The 24678-nt window shown below is 68.0% G+C and carries 27 protein-coding genes; 19 read left to right on the top strand and 8 right to left on the bottom strand.

From position 1 onward, the window contains the following. The first annotated feature begins 168 nt into the window (after positions 1 to 168). The 6 genes from HBE64_RS21940 (at position 169) to HBE64_RS21915 (ending at position 6774) form a co-directional block, all read left to right on the top strand. Positions 169 to 813, top strand: a complete 645-nt coding sequence (locus tag HBE64_RS21940) for an RNA methyltransferase (protein WP_167107093.1) — start codon at positions 169 to 171, stop codon at positions 811 to 813. Between the two features lie 16 nt (positions 814 to 829). Further along, positions 830 to 1930: a glycoside hydrolase family 76 protein gene (locus HBE64_RS21935; protein ID WP_167107090.1), complete on the top strand. Its 1101-nt coding sequence runs from the start codon at positions 830 to 832 to the stop codon at positions 1928 to 1930. After that, positions 1891 to 3741 (top strand): Na+/H+ antiporter NhaA, encoded by a 1851-nt coding sequence (gene nhaA, locus HBE64_RS21930; protein WP_167107088.1) that lies wholly within the window; start codon positions 1891 to 1893, stop codon positions 3739 to 3741. The genes HBE64_RS21935 and nhaA overlap by 40 nt, the downstream gene beginning before the upstream one ends. An 87-nt stretch (positions 3742 to 3828) precedes the next feature. Continuing rightward, positions 3829 to 4857: a hypothetical protein gene (locus HBE64_RS21925; RefSeq protein WP_167107086.1), complete on the top strand. Its 1029-nt coding sequence runs from the start codon at positions 3829 to 3831 to the stop codon at positions 4855 to 4857. 115 nt (positions 4858 to 4972) lie between these two features. Beyond that, positions 4973 to 6115, top strand: a complete 1143-nt coding sequence (locus tag HBE64_RS21920; protein WP_167107083.1) for an XdhC/CoxI family protein — start codon at positions 4973 to 4975, stop codon at positions 6113 to 6115. After that, positions 6112 to 6774: an SRPBCC family protein gene (locus HBE64_RS21915; protein ID WP_167107080.1), complete on the top strand. Its 663-nt coding sequence runs from the start codon at positions 6112 to 6114 to the stop codon at positions 6772 to 6774. The genes HBE64_RS21920 and HBE64_RS21915 overlap by 4 nt, the downstream gene beginning before the upstream one ends. 4 nt (positions 6775 to 6778) lie before the next feature. On the opposite strand, the gene HBE64_RS21910 is transcribed toward HBE64_RS21915, so the two are convergent. Further along, positions 6779 to 7873: a triacylglycerol lipase gene (locus tag HBE64_RS21910; protein ID WP_243841417.1), complete on the bottom strand. Its 1095-nt coding sequence runs from the start codon at positions 7871 to 7873 to the stop codon at positions 6779 to 6781. Between the two features lie 315 nt (positions 7874 to 8188). On the opposite strand from HBE64_RS21910, the gene HBE64_RS21905 reads away from it, so the two are divergent. After that, on the top strand, positions 8189 to 8893 hold the full coding sequence (locus HBE64_RS21905; RefSeq protein WP_167107077.1) for an LpqN/LpqT family lipoprotein: 705 nt from the start codon (positions 8189 to 8191) through the stop codon (positions 8891 to 8893). 87 nt (positions 8894 to 8980) lie between these two features. Next, complete coding sequence (locus HBE64_RS21900; RefSeq protein ID WP_167107074.1) at positions 8981 to 9247, top strand: hypothetical protein; 267 nt, start codon at positions 8981 to 8983, stop codon at positions 9245 to 9247. Between the two features lie 25 nt (positions 9248 to 9272). Here HBE64_RS21900 and HBE64_RS21895 read toward each other — a convergent pair whose 3' ends face one another. Then, entirely contained in the window at positions 9273 to 9467 is a 195-nt protein-coding gene (locus HBE64_RS21895; RefSeq protein WP_167107071.1) for a hypothetical protein, read from the bottom strand. 176 nt (positions 9468 to 9643) lie between these two features. Beyond that, on the bottom strand, positions 9644 to 10300 hold the full coding sequence (locus HBE64_RS21890; RefSeq protein ID WP_167109546.1) for a VTT domain-containing protein: 657 nt from the start codon (positions 10298 to 10300) through the stop codon (positions 9644 to 9646). Positions 10301 to 10425: 125 nt separating this feature from the next. Between HBE64_RS21890 and fbaA the strand changes: the two genes are divergently transcribed. Continuing rightward, a complete protein-coding gene (fbaA, locus tag HBE64_RS21885) occupies positions 10426 to 11463 on the top strand; it encodes a class II fructose-bisphosphate aldolase (protein ID WP_167107068.1) in 1038 nt (345 codons plus the stop codon). Positions 11464 to 11478: 15 nt separating this feature from the next. Here fbaA and HBE64_RS21880 read toward each other — a convergent pair whose 3' ends face one another. Then, on the bottom strand, positions 11479 to 12213 hold the full coding sequence (locus HBE64_RS21880; protein WP_167107066.1) for a DUF4878 domain-containing protein: 735 nt from the start codon (positions 12211 to 12213) through the stop codon (positions 11479 to 11481). A 91-nt stretch (positions 12214 to 12304) separates the two neighbouring features. Here HBE64_RS21880 and HBE64_RS21875 point away from each other — a divergent pair, with 91 nt between their 5' ends. Continuing rightward, on the top strand, positions 12305 to 12721 hold the full coding sequence (locus HBE64_RS21875) for a DUF3151 domain-containing protein (RefSeq protein WP_167107064.1): 417 nt from the start codon (positions 12305 to 12307) through the stop codon (positions 12719 to 12721). Positions 12722 to 12780: 59 nt separating this feature from the next. Here the strand turns inward: HBE64_RS21875 and HBE64_RS21870 are convergent, their stop codons facing one another. Beyond that, on the bottom strand, positions 12781 to 13677 hold the full coding sequence (locus HBE64_RS21870) for a cation diffusion facilitator family transporter (protein WP_167107061.1): 897 nt from the start codon (positions 13675 to 13677) through the stop codon (positions 12781 to 12783). A gap of 135 nt (positions 13678 to 13812) precedes the next feature. Between HBE64_RS21870 and HBE64_RS21865 the strand changes: the two genes are divergently transcribed. Continuing rightward, complete coding sequence (locus HBE64_RS21865; protein WP_243841416.1) at positions 13813 to 14457, top strand: TetR/AcrR family transcriptional regulator; 645 nt, start codon at positions 13813 to 13815, stop codon at positions 14455 to 14457. Positions 14458 to 14604: 147 nt separating this feature from the next. Here HBE64_RS21865 and HBE64_RS21860 read toward each other — a convergent pair whose 3' ends face one another. Continuing rightward, the gene (locus HBE64_RS21860) at positions 14605 to 15384 is read right to left on the bottom strand and encodes a site-2 protease family protein (protein WP_167107058.1); all 780 of its coding nucleotides are present in this window, start codon (positions 15382 to 15384) and stop codon (positions 14605 to 14607) included. Positions 15385 to 15421: 37 nt separating this feature from the next. Next, a complete protein-coding gene (locus tag HBE64_RS21855; protein ID WP_167107055.1) occupies positions 15422 to 16030 on the bottom strand; it encodes a peptidase M50 in 609 nt (202 codons plus the stop codon). Positions 16031 to 16099: 69 nt separating this feature from the next. Between HBE64_RS21855 and HBE64_RS21850 the strand changes: the two genes are divergently transcribed. Genes HBE64_RS21850 through HBE64_RS21840 form a run of 3 tightly spaced genes read left to right on the top strand, consistent with a single transcriptional unit; the run spans position 16100 to position 18730 of the window. Continuing rightward, positions 16100 to 17398: an adenylosuccinate synthase gene (locus HBE64_RS21850; RefSeq protein ID WP_167107052.1), complete on the top strand. Its 1299-nt coding sequence runs from the start codon at positions 16100 to 16102 to the stop codon at positions 17396 to 17398. Beyond that, positions 17395 to 18027: a PaaI family thioesterase gene (locus HBE64_RS21845; protein WP_167107049.1), complete on the top strand. Its 633-nt coding sequence runs from the start codon at positions 17395 to 17397 to the stop codon at positions 18025 to 18027. The genes HBE64_RS21850 and HBE64_RS21845 overlap by 4 nt, the downstream gene beginning before the upstream one ends. 19 nt (positions 18028 to 18046) lie before the next feature. Beyond that, the gene (locus HBE64_RS21840; RefSeq protein ID WP_243841415.1) at positions 18047 to 18730 is read left to right on the top strand and encodes a hypothetical protein; all 684 of its coding nucleotides are present in this window, start codon (positions 18047 to 18049) and stop codon (positions 18728 to 18730) included. Here the strand turns inward: HBE64_RS21840 and HBE64_RS21835 are convergent. After that, positions 18727 to 20751, bottom strand: coding sequence for an MMPL family transporter (locus HBE64_RS21835; protein WP_371744209.1), 2025 nt, complete (start codon positions 20749 to 20751; stop codon positions 18727 to 18729). The genes HBE64_RS21840 and HBE64_RS21835 overlap by 4 nt on opposite strands. A gap of 157 nt (positions 20752 to 20908) precedes the next feature. On the opposite strand from HBE64_RS21835, the gene HBE64_RS21830 reads away from it, so the two are divergent. Genes HBE64_RS21830 through HBE64_RS21810 form a run of 5 tightly spaced genes read left to right on the top strand, consistent with a single transcriptional unit; the run spans position 20909 to position 24610 of the window. Further along, positions 20909 to 21391 (top strand): MarR family winged helix-turn-helix transcriptional regulator, encoded by a 483-nt coding sequence (locus tag HBE64_RS21830; protein WP_167107043.1) that lies wholly within the window; start codon positions 20909 to 20911, stop codon positions 21389 to 21391. 8 nt (positions 21392 to 21399) lie between these two features. Beyond that, the gene (locus HBE64_RS21825; protein ID WP_167107040.1) at positions 21400 to 22515 is read left to right on the top strand and encodes an AAA family ATPase; all 1116 of its coding nucleotides are present in this window, start codon (positions 21400 to 21402) and stop codon (positions 22513 to 22515) included. A gap of 21 nt (positions 22516 to 22536) precedes the next feature. After that, positions 22537 to 23718 carry a formate-dependent phosphoribosylglycinamide formyltransferase gene (purT, locus tag HBE64_RS21820; RefSeq protein ID WP_167107037.1) on the top strand — a complete coding sequence of 394 codons (1182 nt, stop codon included), beginning with the start codon at positions 22537 to 22539 and terminating at the stop codon, positions 23716 to 23718. Beyond that, positions 23715 to 24152: a lumazine-binding protein gene (locus HBE64_RS21815; RefSeq protein WP_167107034.1), complete on the top strand. Its 438-nt coding sequence runs from the start codon at positions 23715 to 23717 to the stop codon at positions 24150 to 24152. The genes purT and HBE64_RS21815 overlap by 4 nt, the downstream gene beginning before the upstream one ends. Positions 24153 to 24196: 44 nt before the next feature. After that, positions 24197 to 24610, top strand: a complete 414-nt coding sequence (locus tag HBE64_RS21810) for a rhodanese-like domain-containing protein (RefSeq protein WP_167107031.1) — start codon at positions 24197 to 24199, stop codon at positions 24608 to 24610. The last annotated feature ends 68 nt before the right edge of the window (positions 24611 to 24678 follow it).

The raw sequence follows: 24678 nt of genomic DNA, 5'->3' as shown, positions 1-24678 counted from the left end.
GCGCAGGGCAGCGGGCAGCCCGCCTCGGTGGGTGCGGTCGGTAGCCAATGCGCGAAGCGGTGATGCCCGGTGTGCGGGCGAGCATTCGCAGGACGGACCCGGGCAGCGGCGACCCGCATATGGTGCTCGAGTGTTGGTTTCTTCCCGCCCCTGCAGCGTGGGTCGCCCGTGACTGACGCCGGTCCCACCGAATGGAGCACCGGGGCGCCCGGAGTCGGGCCGTGGCCTACAGATCCGCCCGACGATCCGCGCTACGACCCACAGCTGCTACGCGACGGCGACGCGCGCAACGTCGTCGACGCCTACCGGTACTGGACTCGGGAAGCGATCATCGCCGATATCGACCGTCGCCGACACCGGCTACACGTGGCGATCGAGAACTTCGGCAATGACGCCAACATCGGCGCCGTCGTCCGCACCGCGAACGCGTTCGCCGTCGACACGGTGCACATCGTCGGGCGCAGGCGGTGGAATCGCCGCGGTGCCATGGTCACCGACCGCTACCAACGGCTGACCCACCACGACAGCACCGAGGCGCTGCTGGGTTTCGCCGCTGAATCCGGGTTGACGGTGATCGCCGTGGACAACGTCCCCGGCGCCGTACCGCTGGAAACGACTGCGCTGCCCCGAGATTGCCTGTTGGTGTTCGGACAGGAGGGTCCCGGGATCTCCGAGGCGGCCCACACCGGCGCCGCGCTGACGGTGTCGATCGCCCAGTTCGGCTCCACCCGCAGCATCAATGCCGCGGTGGCGGCGGGAATCGCCATGCACGCCTGGATCAGGCAGTGGGCCGACCTTTCCCGCGCCTGGTAGGGCAGGATTGCAGACCATGGACCAGCTGTGGGCGAACCGGGCGGCTAGCGCCGAGGCCGCCATCGCGAAGCGACACCTCAAACGACTTTGGCAGCTGCCCGGCACCCAGCTCGGAGTGGTCGGTTGGCCGCCCACCCGCCGTGACTCGTCCTACGGGACATGGCACTACTGGTGGCAGGCACACCTGCTGGACTGCCTGGTCGACGCGCAGGTGCGCGATCCGCAGCCGCAGCGGCTGACCAGTATCTCCCGGCAGATCCGCGGGCACCGAATCCGCAACAACGGCCGCTGGACCAACAGTTACTACGACGACATGGCGTGGCTGGCGCTGGCATTGGAACGTGCCGGCCGGCTCGCCGGTGTCGAACGCGAGCGTGCTCTCAAGACCCTCTCCGAGCAGTTCGTGAAATCCTGGGTCCCCGAGGACGGCGGCGGAATCCCCTGGCGCAAGCAGGATCAGTTCTTCAACGCGCCCGCCAACGGCCCGGCCGGAATCTTCTTGGCCCGCTTCGGCGACCGGTTGCGTCGTGCTCAGCAGATGGCCGACTGGATCGACGAGACGCTGATCGATCCCGAGACCCATCTGGTGTTCGACGGCATCAAGGCGGGCTCGCTGGTGCGCGCCCAGTACACCTACTGCCAGGGCGTGGTGCTGGGCCTGGAAACCGAACTGGCGGTGCGAACCTCCGACGCGCGGCACCCGGCCCGGGTGCGGCGACTGGTCGCGGCGATCGACGCGCACATGGCCCCTGGCGGCGTGATCAAGGGGGCGGGCGGCGGCGACGGCGGCCTGTTCGCCGGGATCACCGCCCGCTATCTGGCGCTGACGGCGACCGACTTGCCGGGTGACTCCGCCGAGGACGTCGCTGCCCGCGACACCGCCCGCAGGATCGTGCTGGCGTCGGCGCAAGCGGCATGGGACAACCGCCAGAGCGTCGAGGGGTTGCCGCTCTTCGGTGCCTTCTGGGACCAGACCGCCGAGGTCCCCGCCGTCGGTGGCAAGGAGGCGCAGTTCGTCGAGGGCGCGGTGAACTCGTCGGCGACACCGGAGCGCGACCTGTCTGTGCAGCTGTCAGGATGGATGCTGATGGAGGCCGCACACACGGTGTCCCAGTGAGGGCATCACGAGTCGGTCGGGACCCGACCGCCAAACGCTTCGGCGAGAATGCCGCAGCCGCGCTACTGCTGACGTTCACCCTGGTGGCCGTGCTGTGGGCGAATTCGCCCTGGGCGCACACCTATTCAGAGTTCTGGGAGACTTCGGTAGGGCTCAGTGTCGGCAACATGCACGCCGAGCTGACCGTCAAGGAGCTGGTCAACGACGCCCTGATGGCGTTCTTCTTCTTCATCGTCGGCCTGGAGGTCAAGGCGCAGTTCACCATTGGTGAGCTCACCGAGCGTTCTCGCGCGATGGTTCCCGTGGTGGCCGCGCTCGCCGGGCTGACGTTGCCCGCGTTGATCTTCCTGCTGTTCAACCCGTCCGGAGACGACGCCCGCGCGTGGGGTGTGGTCATCTCGACCGACACCGCCTTCCTGGTCGGTGCGTTGGCGATCATCGCCCCGAAGTACCCGGCGCGATTGCGGACCTTCCTGCTGACGTTGGCGGTCGTCGACGATGTCGGCGCCCTGGTGGCGATCGCGCTGTTCTACTCCGAGAAGATCCGGGTGGTTCCCCTGCTGGTCGCCGTCGTGCTGCTGGCCGGCCTGATCGGTGTGCGGTATCTGCCCGCGGCGGCGCGCGGGCCGGGGTATTCCGTCCTGGCCGTCGGGCTGTGGCTGGCGTTGTTCGCCGGGGGAGTGCACCCGACGCTGGCGGGAGTTGCCGTCGCCCTTGTCATCCCGGTGTTCACGCCGGAGCGCCAGCGGGTCGAGGCGGCCGTCGAGGTGATCCGGGCGTTCCGGCAGTCGCCCAACTCGCAGTACGCCCGGGCCGCCACCCGCAGCCTGCGCGACTCCATCTCGATCAACGAGCGACTCGTGACCGCGTTCGGCCCCTACGTGTCGTTCGGGGTGCTGCCGGTCTTCGCGCTGGCCAACGCGGGAGTCCACCTGGATTCCTCGACCATCGCCGAAGCCGTGGGTTCCCCGTTGACCTGGGGTGTGGTCGTCGGCCTAGTGGCCGGCAAGCTGATCGGCATCACCGGCGCCACCTGGTTGGTCCAGCGCTCCGGATTCGGCCGGTTGGCGCCGGGGCTGAGCCTGCGGCGGGTCGCAGGCGGCGCCGCGCTCTCCGGTATCGGATTCACCATCGCGCTGTTCATCGTCGACATCGCCATCAAGGACCCGAGGTCGCAGGATCTGGCCCGGGTGGGCGTACTGGTCGCGTCGGTGTTGGCATTCACGTTGGGCTGGGCCATCTTCCGGCTCACCGACCGGCTGAGCCCCCCGGTCCCGGTGGGGCTCAAGCTGGTGCGCGACGTCGAGCCCGGGCGCGACCACATCCGCGGCCGCGTCGATGCTCCCCTGACGTTGGTCGAGTACGGCGACTTCGAATGCCCGTTCTGCAGCCGGGCGACCGGTTCGATCGACGAGGTCCGGGCGCACTTCGGCGACGAATTACGTTACGTATGGCGGCATTTGCCGTTGGAGAGGGTGCATCCGCGATCGGGGGATGCCGCACGCGCCAGCGAAGCGGCCGCGTTGCAGGGCAAGTTCTTCGAGATGGCCAGCACGATGTTCGAGTTCCAGGACTACCTGGAGTGGCAGCACATCTATCGCTACGCCGACCAGGTCGGCTGCGACATCGCACAGTTCGACGACGACGTGCACTCGGCCAGGGTGTTGCACCGCGTCGAGGACGACGCACAGGACGCCGAGGTGATGGACCTCAATGGGACGCCGACGTTCTTCGTCAACGGGATCCGGCACAAGGGTCCCTATGACTCGGCCAGTCTGATTCGCGCGCTGGAGGCCACCCGGGCCCGCTGAGCCGGAGTTGCCCGAGTGCGCCATCGGCGCACAGCTCTGCCCGTATGCTCCTGCACGACCGGTCCGGATGACCCGTGGAGCACTGACATGCGGCGAGCGACATCCAAGTCGTGGTTGTACGCCGCCGCCGTGACGTTCGGGCTGGGTGCGGCCGTTCTCGCGACCGGCCACGGGGCCGCAGCAGCAGACGTTGGCTCGGCGTCGGGCTCGTCGGTCGGCGCCGCGGCGCATTCGGCAGGTCCGACCGCCAGAGCCGCCGCTGCGACCGCGCGTACCCGGCGCACCACGGCTGAGCCTGCCGCAGCGGTCGCGCCGCCCTCCCGGACACCCGTCGTCGCGGGCGGGACCCGCAGAGCCCCGTCGGCGTCGGTGGTCACCGCCGTCCACGCCACGACGACTACCGCCGCCCGCGCGGCTCCGCGGGTCAGCGGGCCCACGCCCAGCGATATCTCGGAGGCCCTCGACTGGGTCGCCAGCTGGCACGTGCCTGCCGGCGGGGTCGTCACCGTCGAGCCGCCCTCGGCCACCGACGCCGCCCACACGCCGTACGGCGACATCGGGAAGTGGATGCTGCAGTCCGGCAACCAGGTCGCTGACTGGGGCGGAGTAAAGCACGGATGTAAGACGCTCTACGAGCCGATCAACATCGTCATCGTCGATTCGACGTCGACCTCGGTGGCGCAGTCCATCCAGCGGCTCGATGCCGCGATGGCCGCGGCGGGGTTCCCCAGCGTGTCGATCCACAGCACCGGCTTCACCGGAATCATCGACGGGGTCGTCTACACCCAATTGCCCGCCGCCACCCTGCAGGCGTATTCAGACGGAAACTTCCTGCTGCCCAACAACCATGGCCGGGTTTTCGGTCCTGCGCCGCTTCCCGGCGGGACAGGGTATGTGTGGACGGCGTCGTTCAGTCGCGAGCGGGTCGGGCTGTATCAGCTTCTGCCCAAACATCTGTACGTGTCGTTCCGCACTGCACGGGAGGCATTGCGGGCCGGTCTGGTCCGCGCCGGGGGTACCGATCTGGGTCTGGTGAACCTGGGCAACACGTATTCAACCCGGGCGGCGAGTACCGGTGATCACGACGGCTACGCCGCGGTGGTCATGCTGGCGTGATCATGACCGAGGCGGTGCCAGACCCCGTAATCCGGCTGAGATTTCAGCACTTCGCTTAGGATTTCGCCGACCCCGCGGGTGCCGGGTCCGGGGTCCGTCGCCTACGTTTGATGCCGTGCAGGACGTCCTCGCGGAACTCGTCGCGATCTGGCGGTCCGGCGAAACCGCCGGCCTGGCTACTGTCGTGCGCACTTTCCGTTCGGCGCCACGGCAGCCCGGTGCCGCGATGGTGGTGGCGCCCGACGGCTCGGTCGCCGGGTCGGTGTCCGGCGGCTGCGTGGAGGGTGCGGTCTACGAGAGCGCCGTGGAGGTCGTCGAGACCGGTGTGCCCCGACTGCAGCGCTATGGTGTCAGCGACGACGACGCCTTCGCCGTCGGACTCACCTGTGGCGGAGTTCTCGACGTGTTTGTGGAACCGTTGTCGCGCAATACTTTTCCCCACATCGACAGTGTCGTCGACGCGATCAACGGTCATCGCCCCGTCGCGGTCGCGACTGTGATCAGCCACGACGACGCCGCGCGGATCGGCCGGCGGCTGGTCATCGAGCCTGAGCGGGTCGAAGGGACGCTGGGATCGGAACGCGCCGACAACGCGGTCACCGACGACGCACGGGGGTTGCTGGCGGCCGGACGGAGCGAGGTGTTGACCTACGGCCCCGACGGGCAGCGCCGCGGCGAAGGGATGGAGGTGTTCGTTGCCAGCCACGCACCGCGCCCGCGGATGCTGGTCTTCGGCGCGATCGACTTCGCCGCCGCGGTGGCTCAACAGGGTTCGTTCCTCGGCTATCGGGTGACGGTGTGCGACGCGCGGCCGGTTTTCGCGACCAGTGCGCGATTCCCCACCGCCGACGAGGTAGTCGTGGACTGGCCGCACCGCTACCTGTCGGAGCAGGCCGACGCAGGGGCCGTCGATGCCCGCACGGTCATCTGCGTGCTCACCCACGACGCCAAGTTCGATGTCCCACTGCTGGAGGTGGCGCTGCGCCTCGACGTGGGCTACATCGGGGCGATGGGCTCGCGCCGCACCCACGACGACCGGCTGGCCCGGCTGCGTGACGCAGGCCTGACCGACGCCGAGCTGAGCCGGCTGGCGAGCCCGATCGGACTGGATCTGGGCGCGCGCACACCACAAGAGACCGCGGTGTCAATCGCCGCGGAGATCATCGCCCGGCAGTGGGGTGGCGGCGGGCGTCCACTGTCAGACATCGCAGGCCGGATTCACCATGACGACGACACCACCGATGAGGAGACCCCATGAAGATCGCCAACGAATTCACCGTCAGCGTTCCGATCGAGCAGGCCTGGGCCGTGCTCAGCGATATGGAGCAGGTTGTCCCGTTGATGCCTGGCGCGCAGTTGGTGGGCCGCGAGGGTGACGACTTCATCGGCAAGGTGAAGGTCAAAGTGGGTCCGGTCACCAGTGAGTTCAACGGCAAGGCGCACTTCCTGGAACGCGACGAGGTCGCACACCGCGCGCTGATCGACGGACGCGGCAAGGAGGCGCGTGGGACCGGCAATGCCGCGGCGGTCGTCACCCTTCAGCTGCACGAGGCGGGTCAGAGCACCCGTGTCAGTGTCGACACCGACCTCAAGATCGTCGGGAAGCTCGCTCAGTTCGGCAGCAGCATGCTCCAACAGGTTTCGGAGAAACTGCTCGGACAGTTCGTCGACGCGCTGGAGGCCAAGCTCGGTGAAGGTAAGGCGCCGGCCGACGCGGTCGTGGAGCCCGTCGCCGCGACCACCCCGGCGGCCGAGCCGGCCCCGCGTCCGACGCCGGCCGCTGCCCCCGAACCGGAGCCCATCGACCTGCTGGAGTTGGCAGGGGGTACTGCCGCGACGAAGTACGCCGTGGCAGGCCTCGCCGCGCTCGCCCTACTCATCCTCGTTGTGGTCTTGGGCCGGCGACGCACCGCATAGCCGCTCAGCCCAGAATCGGGGGCACCAGTTCGCACGGCACCTCGCGCGGGCCGTGCGCGGGATCGGCACTGCCGTCGAGGGCGTTGAGCACCATGGTTGCCGCACGGCGGGAGCCGGCAATGGCCAAGTGGTCGCTGAAGTCGTCGGAGCAGGTGTCCTGGACTACGACGTTGACGACGTCGTCCTTGGGTCCGCCCGGAACCTGGCCGCTGGTGTAGGGCCGGACGAACTCGTCGTAGCGGGTGGATATGTTGACGTAGCGGATACCCGGAACATACGGTCCGCCATGGGAATTGAGCTTCTCGATGAATTCCGACCCGCGGATCATCTGTTGCGCAGAGGCGAAATGCACGTGGTGGGCGGCGTCGAGTGCGACGTGGAACTCGACCGTCCCGATCAGCTTGTTGGTGAACACCTCGGTGCCCTGCCATAGCGGTGCCAGCGAGACGTAGGTGCGGATCTTGGCGGCTCCACCGAGGAATTTCGCGTAGTACTCCGGAACGATTGTGCCCTGCGAATGGCCAACGACGTCAACCTGTTTCGCGCCCGTGGCCTTGAGCACTTTGTCGACGAACACGCCGAACTCAGCCGCCGAGTCCTCGATGGGCGCCATCCCGCCCAGCGCCGACAGCGGCCAAGGTGCGCCCTTGGCCGCGCCGAACGTCATCGTGAACGGCGAGAAACCCTGCTCGACGAGCAACGGAACATAAGCACCCCAGTTGGTCTGGGCGCCGCCGGCGGTGCCGTGCATGAGTACAACCGGGTTGGGATGTGTCTTTGACATTGGACGATCCCACTCGTTGGCGCCGGGCAGCGTTCCACCGGGGTTGATGATCTCCGGTGTCACCCCGGCGAAGAAGTCGTAGTCCACCTTTGTGCCGCCCGCGGTCAGCACCGAGTCGGCCTTGATACCCGCGGCCCGCATCGCCGCCACCGCGGGCCGTTCGACCTCTTCGCCGACTTTCACGCCGGCTGCCACCACATTTGCACCGAGATGTAGTCCGGTCTCGACTCCACTGCGGGCCGCGTGAGCCCCGATCCGCAGCGGAAACTTGGCGATATCGGCCAGCACGTGCGCGGCGGCGGACTCTGCGGTCATCAGAGCTCCCCGCCGCGCTGCAGGGTGCGGATGGCCTGGATTGGCATGCGTCATGACCTCCGATCGCCGCCATCGTAGTTGACGATCTCGTCAATTCAGACGACCGAGCTGCGCCTTGCTGAGTCGTACGCGCCGGGCTCATGCGACAGGCGTAGCGGGTGAAGGGAATGGGACGCGATTTGCTGGTCGAATCCGCGCGCCCCCCAATGTGATTGCGCTCGAAACTACTGCCGGGAGCAGGCGGGAAATCCGGCCAGTCCTGCCTTGTCGTTGCCTATTCTCTGCTCAGCACGCGACCGAAGGAGAAGGCGACCGATGAAGAGCATTGCGGCCGTGACGACCATGGGACTCGCAACCGTATCGGTAGGTCTCCTGCTGGTCGGTTGTTCGTCCGCCACTAAGACCGAGAAGACCGAGACGGCGTCGACCTCGGCCACTGTGGTCGCATCATCGAGCGCAGTCCCGAGCTCCAGTGCCGCGCCCGCCACCGGTGCCGCGATGACGATCAACGAGTACATCACCCAGAACAACATCGCTGAGACGCCGATAAAGCCCAACCAGGCCGGAACGCCGAAGTTCGATTTTCCGTTCCCCCCGGATTGGAGTCTCGCCGGTGACAAGACGCCGGACTGGGCGTACGGGGCGATCATCTACGACAAGCCGCAGGACCCGAACGATCCGCCGTACATGTATGCGATCGCCTCGAAGCTGACCGGAAACGTCGATGCCGCAAAGATTCTCGAGTACGCGCCGAACCAGTTGAAGGCTCTGCCGGACTACAAGCCGGTGACCGAGCCGACCAAGACCTCGCTGTCCGGATTCGACGCGGTTCAGTCGGCGGGCACCTACACCAAGGATGGTCAGCAGCGCATCGCCGCACAGAAGACGGTCGTGGTCCCCGCCAAGGACGGGTTGTTCGTCCTTCAACTCAATGGCGATGCCATCGACGGTCAGCAGGGCGTGATCATCGATGCTGCCAACCTGATCGACGAGAAGACCAAGATCACTCCGCCGGCGTGACCGTCACCCCCATCAGACCTACGTAGCACTGCTCATCGACGGAGAAGCATCGACATGAACATCCGACTCACGGCACCAAGCTTGCTGTTGGCTTCACTCTGCGGCGCGCTGCTGATGTCGGCGCCGCTGGTTACCGCACCGGCGGCGCACGCGGCGTGCGCGGGTGGCCAGGTCCTCGACCCCACCACGGGAGTGTGCTGGTCTCAGTCGCAGACGCAGATTAGCGGGACGGGCGGCGTGTGCCTGCCGGGCAGGCTGGGCCTGTGCATGGCGGCGCTGCAGAACTCGCAGATGCCGGGAGCCAACCTGTCGCCCAAGCCTCCGGCCGGCCCGGCGCCGTCGTCCTGGCCGTGACGGCCTGACGCGGCTATCCGTTGTTTCAGTGCGCCTTGTCCTGGGGGGTGGCAACCATGATCGGGCCGGTCTGCGAACCGTCCATCGCCGCCTTGAAGCTGCCCTGCGTGCCGTCGGAGTCGATGGCCGCGCCGTCGGCACCGCTGTCGCCGTCCTGAATTGTCAGCGTGGATGTCGGGCTGGCGAGCGCGACCGCGGTCCCACCGAACAGGGTTGCCATGCCAATACCTGCTGTTACTGCCACGGCCTTGAGAATCAGCTTCATGAAACCTGTGTCCTTTCGTACAGTTTCCAGAAAGGTAGACGCGGTTTCTGGCAGAACTGCTGGACGTTTCCTGTGATCTAGCTGGACGAGGGGTCGGTCATCGTCGCCCCGACGGCGCCGGTTGAGGCCGGTTACGGCTCGGTGACCGGGTCGGTCTCCGTGCCGGCCGCTTTGCGGCGCCGGTACCACTCCCACACCATCGGTGCGATCGAGGCGACCGCGATCAGGATGAAGATCGGCTCGATCAGTTTCTGGATGATCTCGAACTGGCCGAGGCCATAGCCGAGCAGAGTCAGGCCGACACCCCACGCGATCGCGCCGATGACGTTGTAGAGCGTGAAGATGGCGTACTTCATCTTGGCCGCGCCCGCCGTGATCGGGGCCAGGGTGCGCACGATCGGGACGAATCGGGCGAGGACGATCGCGAACGGCCCGCGCTGCTCGAAGAACAGGTGGGCCTCGTCGAGGTAGCGCTGTTTGAGAATCCGCGCGTTCGGCTTGAACATCGCCGTGCCGAGGAAGCGGCCGATGAAATAGCCGGCCTGGCCGCCGAGAATGGCGGCGATCGGGATGAACACCAGCAGCTGCCACAACTGAAAGTTGGCGTCCACCGCGGCGCCGCGCGCGGCGGTTCCGGCGGCGAGCATGCCCGCCACGAAGAGCAGGGTGTCGCCCGGCAGCACCGGGAACAGCACCCCGGACTCGACGAAGACGACGACGAGAATGCCGACCAGAGCCCAGGCGCCGAACTGCTCGATCAGTTTGATCGGGTCGAGAAAATCCGGCATGAGCGCCAGGGTGGTGATGGTCACGACGCCCAAGGGTACCGGTGGTGGCCGAGCGCCCTGTGCCAGCCGACCGGCTTCTTGTCATACTGACTCGGTTGCCGCCGAACATGCCGAGAGGAAGTGCCATGCCCATCGCCACCCCCGAGGTCTACGCGGAGATGCTGGCCCGCGCCAAGGAGCACTCCTTTGCGTTCCCCGCCATCAACTGCGTGGGCTCGGAGAGCATCAACGCCGCCATCAAGGGCTTCGCCGACGCCGGCAGCGACGGGATCATCCAGTTCTCGACAGGTGGCGCGGAGTTCGGCTCCGGTCTGGGGGTCAAGGACATGGTCACCGGTGCGGTGGCACTGGCCGAGTTCGCGCATGTGATCGCGGCGAAGTACCCGATCACCGTCGCCCTGCACACCGACCACTGCCCGAAGGACAAGCTGGACACCTACGTGCGCCCACTGCTGGCCATCTCGGCCGAGCGGGTCGCCAAGGGCAATGATCCGCTGTTCCAGTCGCATATGTGGGATGGGTCGGCCGTCCCGATCACGGAGAACCTGTCGATTGCCCAGGAACTGCTGAAGCAGGCTGCGGCCGCCAAGATCATCCTCGAGGTGGAGATCGGCGTGGTCGGCGGTGAAGAGGACGGTGTGGAAGCCGAGATCAACGAGAAGCTCTACACCAGTTCTGAGGACTTCGAGGCGACGATCGACGCGCTCGGCGCAGGTGAGCACGGCAAGTACCTGCTGGCCGCGACGTTCGGCAACGTCCACGGCGTCTACAAGCCGGGCAATGTGGTGCTCAAGCCGGAGGTGCTCGCCGAGGGCCAGCGGGTGGCGTCGGCCAAGCTGGGCCTGCCGGAGGGTTCCAAGCCGTTCGACTTCGTCTTCCACGGCGGCTCGGGCTCGCTGAAGTCCGAGATCGAGGACGCCCTGAAGTACGGCGTGGTGAAGATGAACGTCGATACCGACACCCAGTACGCGTTCACCCGGCCGCTGGCCGGTCACATGTTCGCCAATTACGACGGGGTGCTCAAGGTCGACGGCGAGGTGGGCAACAAGAAGGTGTACGACCCGCGCAGCTACCTCAAGAAGGCAGAGGCGGGCATGTCCGAGCGGGTCGTCGAGGCCTGCAACGACCTGCACAGCGCCGGCCGTTCGGTCTCCGCGGGCTGACCCGCGCCGAACTCGCTAGGAGGCCTGGCAGATCTTCCACTGGTTGTCGCGGAACTGCAGGTCGAAGCTGCGGGTTGAGCGGGTCGAGGGGTCGAACGCCATGAACGAGGTGACATTGGCTTCGGCGTGCTCGCCGTTCACCACGACCTCGTCGATGCTGGCCACCACCGGGTATTGGCGGGCGGCGGCCACCCGCGCGTGGGTGTCGGTCCAGGCCCGTTCGTCGTAGTTGACGTAGCTGTCCCGGGTCGGCCCACAGGTGATGGTGCGCAGCGTCGCCAGGTCCCCGCTCTGCACGGCGGTGTCGAAGTTCTCGATTGTGGTGCGGACGAGCTCTTCCTGGGACACCTTGGGTGCGTTGCTCCGGGTGAACAGGATGACGGCCAGGATCGCCACGGCCGCCAGCACCGCGATGCCGGCGATGACCGCGATCACCAGACCCCAGCTGCGTCGCCGCGTCAGTGGCTCGCGCGGCAGGATCAGCTGCGGGCCGGTACGTACCGGTGTCTCGGCGACGGGGAAGACCTCGGTCGGTGTGGAGATGATCTCGGTCTCCGGGTCCGGCGGCGGGCGGTCGATGATCTGTGTGGAGCCGGCATCGAAACCTGGTGCGGTGTAACGACGTTCAGGGCTGGGGTCGGCCGCCGCGAACACCTCTGTGGTGCGTTCGGCTTCGTCGGGCGGCTGATCGCCGTGGTCTTCGACGCCGGGTTCGTCGGCGTCGTGGTCGGGCCCGGGCGGGTTCGACATGGCGTGCTGCGGTCCTCCTCGAGTGCTGGTGTCATTGACCCTATCGGTTGGGTGGTGCCGCCGGGCCGCGGCGGCACGGCACAATGGTCCGATGACGTCATTTGGGGATCTGCTCGGGCCCGCACCAGTCTTGTTGCCCGGTGACATCGAGGCCGAAGCCGAGCTGGAGGCCGGCGAGAACCCGGCGATCGTGGCGGCCGCGCACCCGACGGCCTCGGTGGCGTGGGCGTGCCTGGCCGAGGACGCGCTGGCCGACGACAAGGCGATCACCGCCTACGCATACGCGCGGACCGGATACCACCGCGGTCTGGACCAGCTGCGCCGCAACGGCTGGAAGGGATTCGGTCCCGTTCCGTTCCATCACGAACCCAATCGCGGCTTCTTGCGCTGCGTAGCCGCACTGGCGCGCGCGGCCGACACCATCGGTGAGACCGACGAGTTCGCCCGGTGCCTGGACCTGCTCGACGATTGCGACCCGGCGGCCCGTCCCGCTCTGGGCCTGGTCTAGTTCGGCGACGATGCCGCCGAGGAACGAGGCGGAGGAGGAGCCGGACAATCTGGTCTGAGCTACCAGTCCGTCTGACCGGGGCAGTCGTCGGCGCAGCCGGGCGGCTCGACCTGGACGGTCGCATGTTCGAGACCGCGGGCGGCCAGCACCGCCCGGGCGTCGTCGAGGACCCGGGCTGAGTTTCCGTCGCTGCTCAGGTGTGCGGTCACCATGTCCTTGCCGGGTACCAGCGTCCACACGTGCAGATCGTGAACCTCGGTGACCCCGTCGACCGCGGCCAGTGCGGAGCGCAGTTCGTCGACGTCGATGTGGCGCGGGGAGGACTCGGACAGAATCCGCAGGGCCGCCCTGGCGAGGGCGATCGCCCTGGGCAACACCCACAGCGCGACGAAGACCGCGACCACCACGTCGGCGTACGGCCACCGGGTGGTGACGGTGACGATACCGGCGATTAGCACCCCGATGGAGCCGACGGTGTCGGCCACCACCTCCATGTAGGCGCCTTTGACGGCCAGGCTGTGTTCGGACTGAGACCGCAGCAGGAGCACGACCACCGCGTTGGCGATCAGGCCCGCGATAGCCACCACGATCATCGGCACACCGGGGACCTCGGGCGCATTCCCCAACCGCTCGAACGACTCGTAGAGGATGAACACCGCGAGGCCGATCAGCAGCACGGCGTTGGCAACGGCGGTGAACACCTCGGCGCGGTGCCAGCCGTAGGTGCGAGCCGCGGAGGCTGGCCCGTGTTTGGCCAGCAGCACCGCGGTGAGGCCCATGAACATCGCGACCAGGTCGGTCAGCATGTGTCCGGCGTCCGCGAGTAGGGCGATCGACCCGATCATCAGCGCCGTCGTCAGTTCGATGGCGAAGAACACGGTCAGGATCGCCGCCGCGATGAGCATCCGGCTCACCCGGGTATCTGCGCCGTGGCTGTGGTCGTGTCCTGCTCCCATGCCGAGCAATATATGCATGAAGATGCATATGTCGCAAGCGGCGAGCTGGCGCGAGTTCCTCCGCTGCCGGCGACATTTACGTACCATTGGGAATGTAACTTCCCTTCGAAACCGACCGTGAGTAGGATTCGAGTCGTGCCGACAGCGCAGAACAAACCCAGGCGGACCCAAGAGGAACGCAGCGCCGCGACCCGCGCGCGGTTGCTGGACGCGACGGTCGAGTGCCTGACGACGCACGGATACGCCGGCACGACCACTCCGCGCATCGCCGAGGTTGCGGGCCTGACCCGCGGCGCGCAGATCCATCACTTCGGCTCCAAGCACGAGTTGATGACCGCCGCGATGCACCACATGACGGCCAAGACCGTCACCACCGTGGTCACCGGCTTCAGGGACGGCTTCACTCGGGCCGCCGACCCGATCGGTGCGGTCCTGGAACTCATCTGGCAAGTGCATGTTGCACCGGGATTTGTTCCGGTAGTTGAACTTTGGGTCGCCGGGCGCACCGATCCCGAGCTCGCCCGCGAGGTGGCGAAGTTTGCGCCGATCGCAGCCAGTGCGGTGACGGCGGCAGTGCTCGAGCCGGTGCCGCACCACTTGCACTCGGCGATGCTCGAGTTCGTCTACACCGCGATGGACACCCTGCGGGGCATCCTCATCCCGAGCTTCGTCGATGCCGACAAGGCCCAGGCCCGGCGTCGCTGGGAGACCGCCACCACTGTCCTGCGCAGGACGGTGCACGAAGACCTCGCCGCGTGGCTGGCGTCAGCGAATGGCTAATTAATGACGGTCTCGTAAATAGGGACAAAAGTCACTTCTGCACTCACATACATGCCGGTATGTTTATCCATGCCTACCGGGGTATGAAGACCGGGGTTGAGGTGGCAACGAAAGAGGGGGTCGTTGCGGCCACGCCCCGGTCTTCGTTTATGTCCAGGCCGACCAGAACCGCGTCAGCTGAGCACCGATCGCCGCGAGACCACCGGGAACGCCGGAGACGTCGAACACCCCGTAGACCAGGGAGAAGAACCACCGGTTCGGCCCGGGCGCCAGCAGCACCACGAGCAAGATCAGGAACCCGAACTGTTTGGCCGGTGCCACCGCCCGCTGGGTCTCGGGGCTCAGATGCGGCTCCAGAGCCCCGTAACCGTCGAGGCCGGGGATCGGCAGGAGGTTCAGCAGCAACGCCGTGATCTGCAGAAACGCCAGGAATGCGACGGCCGACCAGAAGACGCCGTGGTCGGGGTCGTAGAACAGCCGGGTGGCGGCCAGCAGCAGCACGCCGAGCATCAGGTTGGCGAACGGGCCGGCGAGGCTGACGATCGTGCGTTGCCGCGGGGTCATGAACCCGGTGCGCACGTACACCGCTCCGCCCGGCAGTCCGATGCCGCCCAGCGCAATGAACAGCAGTGGCAGGCCGATCGACAGCAGCGGACTGGAGTACTTCAGCGGGTTGAGCGTGAGGTACCCGCGCACCGCGACGTCGTGGTCGCCGAACCGCCAGGCTGTGTAGGCGTGCCCGAACTCGTGCAGGCACAGCGACACCACCCAGCCTGCGATGACGAAGATGACCACCCCGGCGTAGGCCATCGGCCGCACGGTGGCCGCCGCGAGCCACGCGAGCACCCCGCCCAGCACGGTGATCGCGACGATGACCAGGAAGATCGGGCTCGGACGCACCGACTGGTGCAGGGGGCGGACGCTCACGCCACGAAGCTACCCCGGCCGCCGACGGATCCGTCGCTCAGTGAACCCGCAGCCACCCGGTGACGTGCCGGTAGAACGCCGCCCGCTTGACCTCGCGCGGCCCGTTCGCCCCGTCACGGACCACACGGGCGCCGGTGCCGCCGAATTGGACGGCCCTGCCGGTGAGCCAGCGCTGCGGGCGCATCCGGCCCGACACGACCGCGGCCCGCAGCCCCGGCATCGACGTGATGGGCTCGATCCGCACACCCGGCACCGACCCGTCGAAGAGCACGTCGTCGTCGACGACGGCCTCACCGTGCAGCATGGCCTCCTCCCCGGGCGGCAGCCACAACGCCGCCCCCACCACCACCGTGCCCGACTCGTCGCGGATCAACGGAACCCGTTGCGCCGCAGCCGTCAACGCCGCGCGCACCCCGCGCCATCCACCGACGTGGGCCACTTCGAGATCGAGCCGCTCGGTGCGCAGCAGCCGGGTCAGCACCGCCGCCAGATCTGCCTCAGTGCCCACCACGACGACCCGTCGCAGCCCCTCGACGGCGGCGTCGATGGCTGCCGCACCGTCGGCGTCATGGCACGGCAACGTGGCCAGCGGACGGGGTATCCGGCGGCCCCCGAAACGCAACACGGCGATATCGGTCTTGGTCAACGACACTCCTCGTCTCGCGCTCCGATAGGGTGGGTCACCGGCTTGACCACAATAAGCAGGAGAAATGCCATGCCGGCAATCGTCCTCATCGGCGCCCAGTGGGGTGACGAAGGCAAGGGAAAAGCCACCGATCTTCTCGGTGGCCGTGTGCAGTGGGTGGTGCGGTACCAGGGCGGCAACAATGCCGGCCATACCGTCGTCCTGCCGACGGGTGAGAACTTCGCGCTCCACCTGATCCCGTCGGGCATCCTGACGCCCGGGGTGACCAACGTGATCGGCAACGGGGTGGTCGTCGACCCCGGTGTGCTGCTCACCGAGCTGGCGGGCCTCGACCAGCGGGGCGTGGACACCACGCGGCTGCTGATCTCGGCCGACGCGCACCTGCTCATGCCGTACCACGTGGCGATCGACAAGGTCACCGAGCGCTACATGGGCAGCAAGAAGATCGGCACCACCGGCCGCGGTATCGGCCCCTGCTATCAGGACAAGATCGCCCGGATGGGAATCCGGGTCGCCGACGTTCTCGACCGCGACCTGCTGGCCGCGAAGATCGGCGCGTCCCTGGAACTCAAGAACCAGGTGCTGGTCAAGATCTACAACCGCAAGGCGCTCGACCCCGACGAGGTGGTCGACACCCTGCTGGAACAGGCGGAGGGCTTCAAGCACCGCATCGCCGACACCCGGCTGCTGCTCAACAACGCCCTGGAGTCCGGCGAGACCGTGCTGCTGGAAGGTTCGCAAGGCACGCTGCTCGACGTCGACCACGGCACCTATCCGTACGTCACGTCGTCGAACCCCACCGCCGGCGGCGCGGCGGTCGGATCCGGGATCGGACCGACCCGGATCACCACGGTGCTGGGAATCCTGAAGGCCTACACCACCCGGGTGGGGTCGGGTCCGTTCCCGACCGAACTGTTCGACGAGTACGGCGCCTACCTGTCCAAGACCGGCGGCGAGGTGGGCGTCACCACCGGGCGGCCCAGGCGCTGCGGCTGGTTCGACGCTGTCATCGCCCGTTACGCCACCCGGGTCAACGGCATCACCGACTACTTCCTGACCAAGCTCGACGTGCTGTCGAGCCTGGAGACCGTGCCGGTGTGCGTCGGTTACTCGGTGGACGGCAAGCGCACCAGCGAGATGCCGATGACCCAGAGCGACATCGCCCGCGCCGAGCCGATCTATGAGGAACTGCCCGGCTGGTGGGAGGACATCTCGACAGCCCGCGAGTTCGACGACCTGCCCACCAAGGCGCGCGACTACGTGCTGAGGCTGGAAGAGCTTGCCGGAGCCCATGTTTCGTGCATCGGTGTCGGTCCCGGGCGGGAGCAGACGATCGTGCGCCGCGACGTGCTGGCGCCCCGGGTATGAGCGACCCGCACCAGCTCGACCCCGAGTACGACCGCCACGGCGGCTTCCCGAAGTTCGAACCCGCCGATCCCGGCCCGGGCTTCGGCAGGTTCCTCGAGGCGATGCGCCGGGTGCAGGACTTCGCGGTGTCGGCCGATCCCGATCGGGATACCTGGGACGCCGCCGCCGACCGTGCCGAGGAACTCGCCGCGCTGCTCGCGCCGTTCGAGGCGCCCGAGGGGGTGGGTCCGGCCAACCGGGTGCCGAGCCTGCCCGGCGCCGGCAGTCTGTTGATGGCGCCGTACCGGGCGACGAAGTTCCGGTCCGACGGCGTCGAGTTGACGGTGCAGTTCAGCCGGTTCCACGTCGGCGGCAACTACGCCGTGCACGGCGGGGTGCTGCCGCTGATGTTCGACTCGATGTTCGGCATGGTCATCCACGCCACCGGCCGCCCGATCAGCCGCACCGCCTTCCTGCACGTCGACTACCGCAACGTCACTCCGATCGACGTGCCACTGACGGTGCGGGGCTGGCTGGACCGCGCCGAGGGCCGCAAGGCGTTCGTCAAAGCCGAGATGACCGACCCCGACGGCACGCTACTGGCCGAGGGGCACGGACTGATGGTGCGTCTGCTGCCCGGGCAACCCTGACATCTGTCACCATGGCGGCGTGGTTGAACACCGATCCAAGACCCTCAAGGCACTGACCACCCCGCGGGCGGCGGCCTTGGCCGGCGTGCTGTTCGCGCTGTTGTTCGGGGCGGCGCTGATCCTGATCAGGACCGCGCTGCCCGAGGGTGGCTCGCCCGGGTCGCAGTGGCTCGACACCGGCAGCGCCAAGATGGACCTCGCAGGCAAGCTCATGCCGTTCGCGGGAATCAGCTTCCTGTGGTTCATCGGCGTGATCCGTGACGGCTTCGGGCGCTACGAGGACCGCTTCTTCTCCACGGTGTTCCTGGGCAGCGGACTGCTGTTCCTGGCGATGATGTTCGCGACATCGGCGGTGGGAGCGGGGCTGGCGGGCAGCAACATGGCGGTCGCGGGTACCGAGATCAACACCGACGTCGCGCTGTTCGGCCAGATGACGGTGCTCGCGCTGTCGAAGACCTACGCGGTGAAGATGGCCGCCGTCTTCATGATGTCGCTGGCGACGATCTGGTTGCGCACCGACCTGATGCCGCGCTGGCTGGTCGCTGTGACATACATTGCGGCCTTGGGCATCATCGTGGCCAGCGAACTGAACATGTGGATCGTCATGGCGTTCCCGATCTGGGTGTTGATCGTCAGTGTTCTATTACTCACCCGGGCAGGCGTTTTCGAGCGCCACCGCGACGAGTACCAGAACGACCGCTAGCGCGCCTCGATCTCGTCGCGGGTGAACGCCGGCCACCAGATCCGCGGGCCGATCAACGTGAACAGCGCCGGGATCACCACGGTGCGCACCACAAAGGTATCCAGCAGGATGCCCAGGCCCACGATGATGCCCAGCTGGGTCAGCACGATCAGCGGCAGCACGCCGAGAACGCAGAACACCGCCGCCAAAACGATTCCCGCACTGGTGATCACCGCACCGGTGGCCGACACCGCCCGAACGATACCGCCGCGGGTGCCGTAGGCCGGTGTCTCCTCGCGGGCCCTGGTGACCAGGAAGATCGTGTAGTCGACGCCGAGGGCCACCAGGAACAGGAAGGCGAACAGCGGCGTGCTGATGTCCAGGGCCGGGAAGCCGAGCACGTGAACGCTGACCCAACCGCCCAGTCCGAGGGCGGCCATCGTCGATAGCACGGTGGCTGCCACCAGTACCAGCGGTGCGATCGCCGCCCGCAGGAGCACGTAGAGCACCGCGAGCACGATGATCAGGATCGCGGGGATCACCACCCAGCGATCGTGGATCGCCGCGGTCTTGGCGTCCAGCGCCTGCGCGTCGGAGCCGCCGACGAGCGCTCCGGGGTCGGCATCCCTGAGGGAATTGCGAAGCGCAGCAACGGTATCGAATGCCTTCTGCGAGCCTGGTGCGGCGTCGGTGACGACCTGCCACTGGGTCAGTCCGGTGGCCGACTGGCCGGCGGGGTTCACCGACACCACGCCGGGGGTGCCCTGGATCGCGGCGGCGACGGCGTCGGCCTTGTCGGTGTGAGCGAACACCCGGGTCGGATCGGTCAGGCCGCTGGGGTAGTGCGCTGACAGGGTCTTGAAGCCGGTGACGGAGTCTGCGCTGACGCGGAACTGGTCGATCTGGTTGAGGCCCACCGGGGTTGCCAGCAGGCCGGTGGCGAGCACGGCCAGTGCCGCGATCGAGATGACGGCGACCCGGGTGGCGTGCCGGGACACCCAGTCGGCCACCCGATGCCACGCGCCGGTGGTGGTGATCTCCTCGGAGCCGGCCTTGGGGACGAAGGGCCAGAACAACTTCCGGCCGAACAGGGCCAGCAGCGGCGGGAGTGCCAGCAGCACGAATACGGCGGCCACCAGCAGCCCCGACGCGGCCTGCACGCCGAGGCTGCGAGTGCTCGGTGACGACGCGAACAGCAGTGTCAGCAGCGCGAGTACCACGGTGGCGTTACTGGCCACGATGGCCGGGCCGGCGTGGCGCACCGCGGTCTGCAGGGCCCGGCGGTGATGCTCGGTCTGATGTCGCCGGCCGCGCGGCTCCGGTGTGCGGCGCAGTTCCTCGCGGTAGCGCGAAATCAGCAGCAGCGCATAGTTAGTGCCCGCACCGAACACCAGCACGCTGGTGATACCCGACGTCGAACCGTCCGCCGTCATCCCGCTGGCGTCGGCGATGGCCGAGCCCAATACGGCCGCCACCCGGTCGGCGAATGCGATCACCAGCAGCGGGACCAACCACAGCACAGGGGAGCGGTAGGTGACGATCAGCAGCAGCGCCACCACCGCGCCGGTCACCGCCAGCAGGGTGATGTTGGCGCCGGAGAAGGCGTTGGCGATATCGGCGCCGAACGCCGGCCCGCCGGTGACGTTGACCACCAGATCGCCCGGCAGGCCGTCCTTGGCGGCCTCCCGCAGTTCCTTGACCTTGTCGGACAACGCAAACCCGGACAGCGTGGCGTCCAGCGGCACCGGCGCCAGGGCTGCCTTGCCGTCGGTCGAGGGAACGACTGGGATCGGTGGTCCCGCGGGGCCGGCGACGGACACCATGCGGGCGCGGGCGTCCTCGGCGGCGGCGAGATCCGATGGCGACAGCGTGCCGCCGTCACCGCGGGTGACGACGAGGATTACCGGCGCCTGGTCGCCGCCGGGGAATTCCTTGAGCAACGCGGCTGCTTTCGCCGACTCCGCACCGGGCGGCAGGGAGACCGGCGACTTGTCGGCCGAGGCGCTCTCCCCGAGCGCGCCCATCAGCCCGACGCCGATCATGGCCACGAGCAGCGCGATCACCCAGGAGAAGCGGACTGCGAGCAATTCGCCGAGGCGGTCCCACAGCGGCGGGGCGGGTTGAGGCGTCTTACGCATGGCGATCAGCATAGCTTCATTTTCTTAACAGTTCATCTACTTAAGGGATATGCTGGGAGTCATGGACGAAACGCGGCGGGCATCGCTGGAATCCGCGGTGGTCGCCGACGTACAGGCACTGTCCGCTGAGTCCGACCAGATCGGCCGGGTGTTCGCCGCCGTCCATGACATGTCCGCGAACGACTTCCGCGCGCTGACGCACATCATGGTCGCCGAGAACGCAGGTACCCCGCTGACCGCGGGGGAGCTCAAGAGCCGGATGGGGATGTCGGGCGCGGCCATCACCTACCAGGTGGAGCGGATGATCGAATCCGGGCACCTACGCCGCGAAGCCCATCCGGCCGACCGCCGCAAAGTGATCCTGCGCTACGCCGACCACGGCATCGAGGTAGGCCGCGCGTTCTTCACCCCGCTGGCCACCCACACCCATCGTGCGCTGGCCGAGTTGTCGGACTCCGACCTGGAAGCGGCCCACCGGGTCTTCGCTGCGGTGCTGGCCGCCATGGGCGGGTTCCGCGCCGACCTGTCGGCACCGCCTGGTTAGCTGACGCCGTGCTCGACACCGTCGCAGTGGAGAACTACCGATCGTTGCGCCGGCTGGTCGTCCCGCTGCGGCGCTGCAACGTCGTCACCGGCCCCAACGGCAGCGGCAAGTCAAGTCTGTACCGCGCCTTGCGGTTACTCGCCGACTCCGCCCGCAACGGGGCGGTCAGCGCGCTGGCCCGCGAGGGCGGCCTGAGTTCGACGATGTGGGCCGGGCCCGGCAAGAAGGGCCCGGTGAGCCTGAAGCTGGGCTTCGCCGGCGACGACTTCGGCTACGCCGTCGACTTCGGGATGCCCGTCCCCGGTCGCACCGCGTTCAACCTGGACCCGGAGATCAAATCCGAAGCGGTGTGGGCCGGTCCGGTGCTGCGGCCCTCGGCGCTACTCGCCGAGCGGACGGGGCCGGCCGTGCGGCTGCGTGACGCCGACGGCGCCTGGCGGGTCAGCCCTGCCGGACTGCGCCCCTTCGACAGCATGCTCAGCGAGCTCGGCGATCCGCAGTCCGCGCCCGAACTACTGGTCCTGCGTGAGCGCGTGCGGTCCTGGCGGTTCTACGACTACGTCCGTACCGACGGCGACGCCCCGGCCCGACAGCCCCAGATCGGCACCCGAACCACGGTGATGAGTCACGACGGATCGGACCTTGCGGCGGCACTGCAGACCATCACCGAGATCGGCGACGCCGAAGCGCTGGCCCGCGCGGTCGACGCCGCCTTCCCGGGTAGCCGGGTGGAGATCGACTGCACCGAGGGCCGCTTCGGGGTGACCCTGCACCAGCCCGGCATGCTGCGTGCCCTGACCGCCGCCGAACTCTCCGACGGCACCCTGCGCTACCTGTTGTGGGCGGCGGCGCTGCTGACACCGCGTCCGGCCGAGCTGACGGTGCTCAACGAACCCGAGGCCAGCCTGCACCCCGATCTGCTGTCCGCGCTGGCCGGGCTGATCACCCGCGCCGCGGAGGGATCGCAGATCATCGTCGTCACCCACGCCGCACCGCTGGTGGCCGAGCTGACGGCCCGAGGCGAGGTCAACACCGTCGAACTCACCAAGGACAACGGCCAGACCGCCATCGTCGGCCAGGGTCTGCTCGACGAGCCGTCCTGGCATTGGCCTGGCCGGGGCTGAGCGCACCTATCCTTGGGCATCATGCGTGTGATGCTGGTGGGATCCGGTGAGCTGAGCCGCGAGCTGGTGCTGGCCTTCCAGCGCCTGGGCGCCGAGGTGATCGCCGTCGACCGCTACGCCGGGGCCCCGGCACACGACGCCGCCGACGAGGCCCTCGTGGTGTCGGTGACCGATCCCGAGGAGCTCGCCGCCGCGGTCAGCCAGAGCCGTCCCGACTATCTCGTGGTGAACACAAACGCGGTGGCCATCGATGCGCTGCGCACCGTGGAGGACAGCGGTGCCGCCCAGGTGGTGCCCTCGGTGCATGCCACCCGGCTGAGCCTGGACCGCGAGGGCATTCGCAAGCTCGCCGCCGACGACCTGGGCCTGCCGACGGCACCCTTCTGGTTCGCCGGGTCGGTCGCAGAGCTCACGGCGATCGCCGAGCACGCCGGATTCCCGCTCGTGGTCAAGCCTGTAGTGGGCGCACCCGGCCAGGGCCAGTCCGTGCTGCTCCGCCCCGATGATGTCGAGCCGGCCTGGCAGCGGGCCGCCGACGCCGGCGGGCGGGTGCCGCACAACCGGGTGCTCGCCGAGACCGTCGTCGAGATCGACTACGCCGTCACGCTGCTCACGGTGCGCACCGAGGGCCCCGCCGGGCCGCAGCTGCATTTCTGCGAACCGATCGGCTACCGCCAGCTCGACGGCGTCGTCCTGGAGTCCTGGCAGCCGCAACACATGACGCTGGCCGCGCTCGGCGCGGCGAAGTCGGTCGCCGCGCGGATCGTGCGGGCCCTCGGCGGTCGCGGGGTGTTCGCGGTAGAACTGCTGGTTCGCGGCGACGAGGTGTACTTCTCCGACGTCCGGGTGCGGCCCAGCGACAGCGCCCTGGTGACGTTGCGCACCCAGCGGCTCTCGGAGTTCGAGTTGCACGCCCGCGCGGTGCTTGGCCTGCCTGTCGACACCATCATGATCTCGCCCGGCGCCGCCGAGGTCACCTACGCCGGCGAGGCCGATGGTCGACCCGAGCGACTGCCGGAACCCGCCGCGGTGCTCGCCGAGGCGATGACCGTGCCCGAAAGCGACGTCAGGCTGTTCGGACGCCACGAGGACGCGTCCCGCCGCCGGCTGGTCCTGGCTTTGGCGACGGCAGGCGACGTCACCACCGCCCGTGACCGGGTGCGCCAGGTTTCGACCACCCTGCGGAGGCTGTGGCAGTCATGACCGACGAAGACAACACCGGGTCGAGCCCGATGCCGATCCTCATCGCGCTGGGGGTGGCTGCGATCGTCCTGATCGGATTCGGCATCTCGTGGCTGATCCGCGGTGACGGCATGACCGAGGACACCCGGGTGGGCCGCGCCGCGGTGGGCCAGAACGACGCCCTGCAACGCGAGAACTATCCGGACTTCCGTAAGTACACATGCGCCGCGCAGCAGGCCACCGAAGCCGATGTGCTTGCGCACCAACAACAGTCGAAGTCGGCGCGCGGAGCTCGGTACGTCGACGACGTCACGGGTGTGAAGATCGACGGCGATCGGGCCACCGCGACCGTGGTCTATCACTTCGAGCGCACACCCGACAAGCGCCTGGATACGCCGATGACGTTCGTCCGGGAGAGCGGGGACTGGAAGGTCTGTTCACCGAGTCCTGCCTAGCCAGCACTCGATTCATCTCAGGGGCATGTGCGAGACTCACGGCCGTGAGCTATGCAGGTGACATCACCCCCGAGGACAGCTGGAAACTGCTCAGCGAGAACCCGGAAGCGGTGCTGGTCGACTGTCGTACCGACGCCGAATGGCGGTGGGTGGGCGTACCCGATCTGACCAGCCTGGGCCGCGACGTGGTGTTCGTGGAGTGGAATCGCAGCAACGGCCAGCGCAACGCCGACTTCGTCGCCGAGCTGATCGCCGCCGGGGTCACGCCCGGCGAGCGCCCCGTGGTCTTCATCTGTCGCTCGGGCAACCGCTCGATCCCCGCGGCCGAGGCGGCCACGGCGGCCGGTATCGCACCGTCCTACAACATGCTCGACGGCTTCGAAGGACAGCTCGACGAGCAGGGCCACCGAGGTGCCAACGGCTGGCGGGCCCTCGGCCTGCCCTGGAAGCAGTCATGACCGACCGAAGACGATCGCGAGTGAGGATCGCAGCGAGGTACGAGCGAGGACCGGAGCGAGTGGGAGTC

It is taken from the genome of Mycobacterium sp. DL592 (genome assembly GCF_011694515.1).
In the GTDB taxonomy this organism is placed as follows: domain Bacteria; phylum Actinomycetota; class Actinomycetes; order Mycobacteriales; family Mycobacteriaceae; genus Mycobacterium.
The sequence above is the reverse complement of the archived record's forward strand: the minus strand, read 5'-3'. Positions and strand labels throughout refer to the sequence as shown.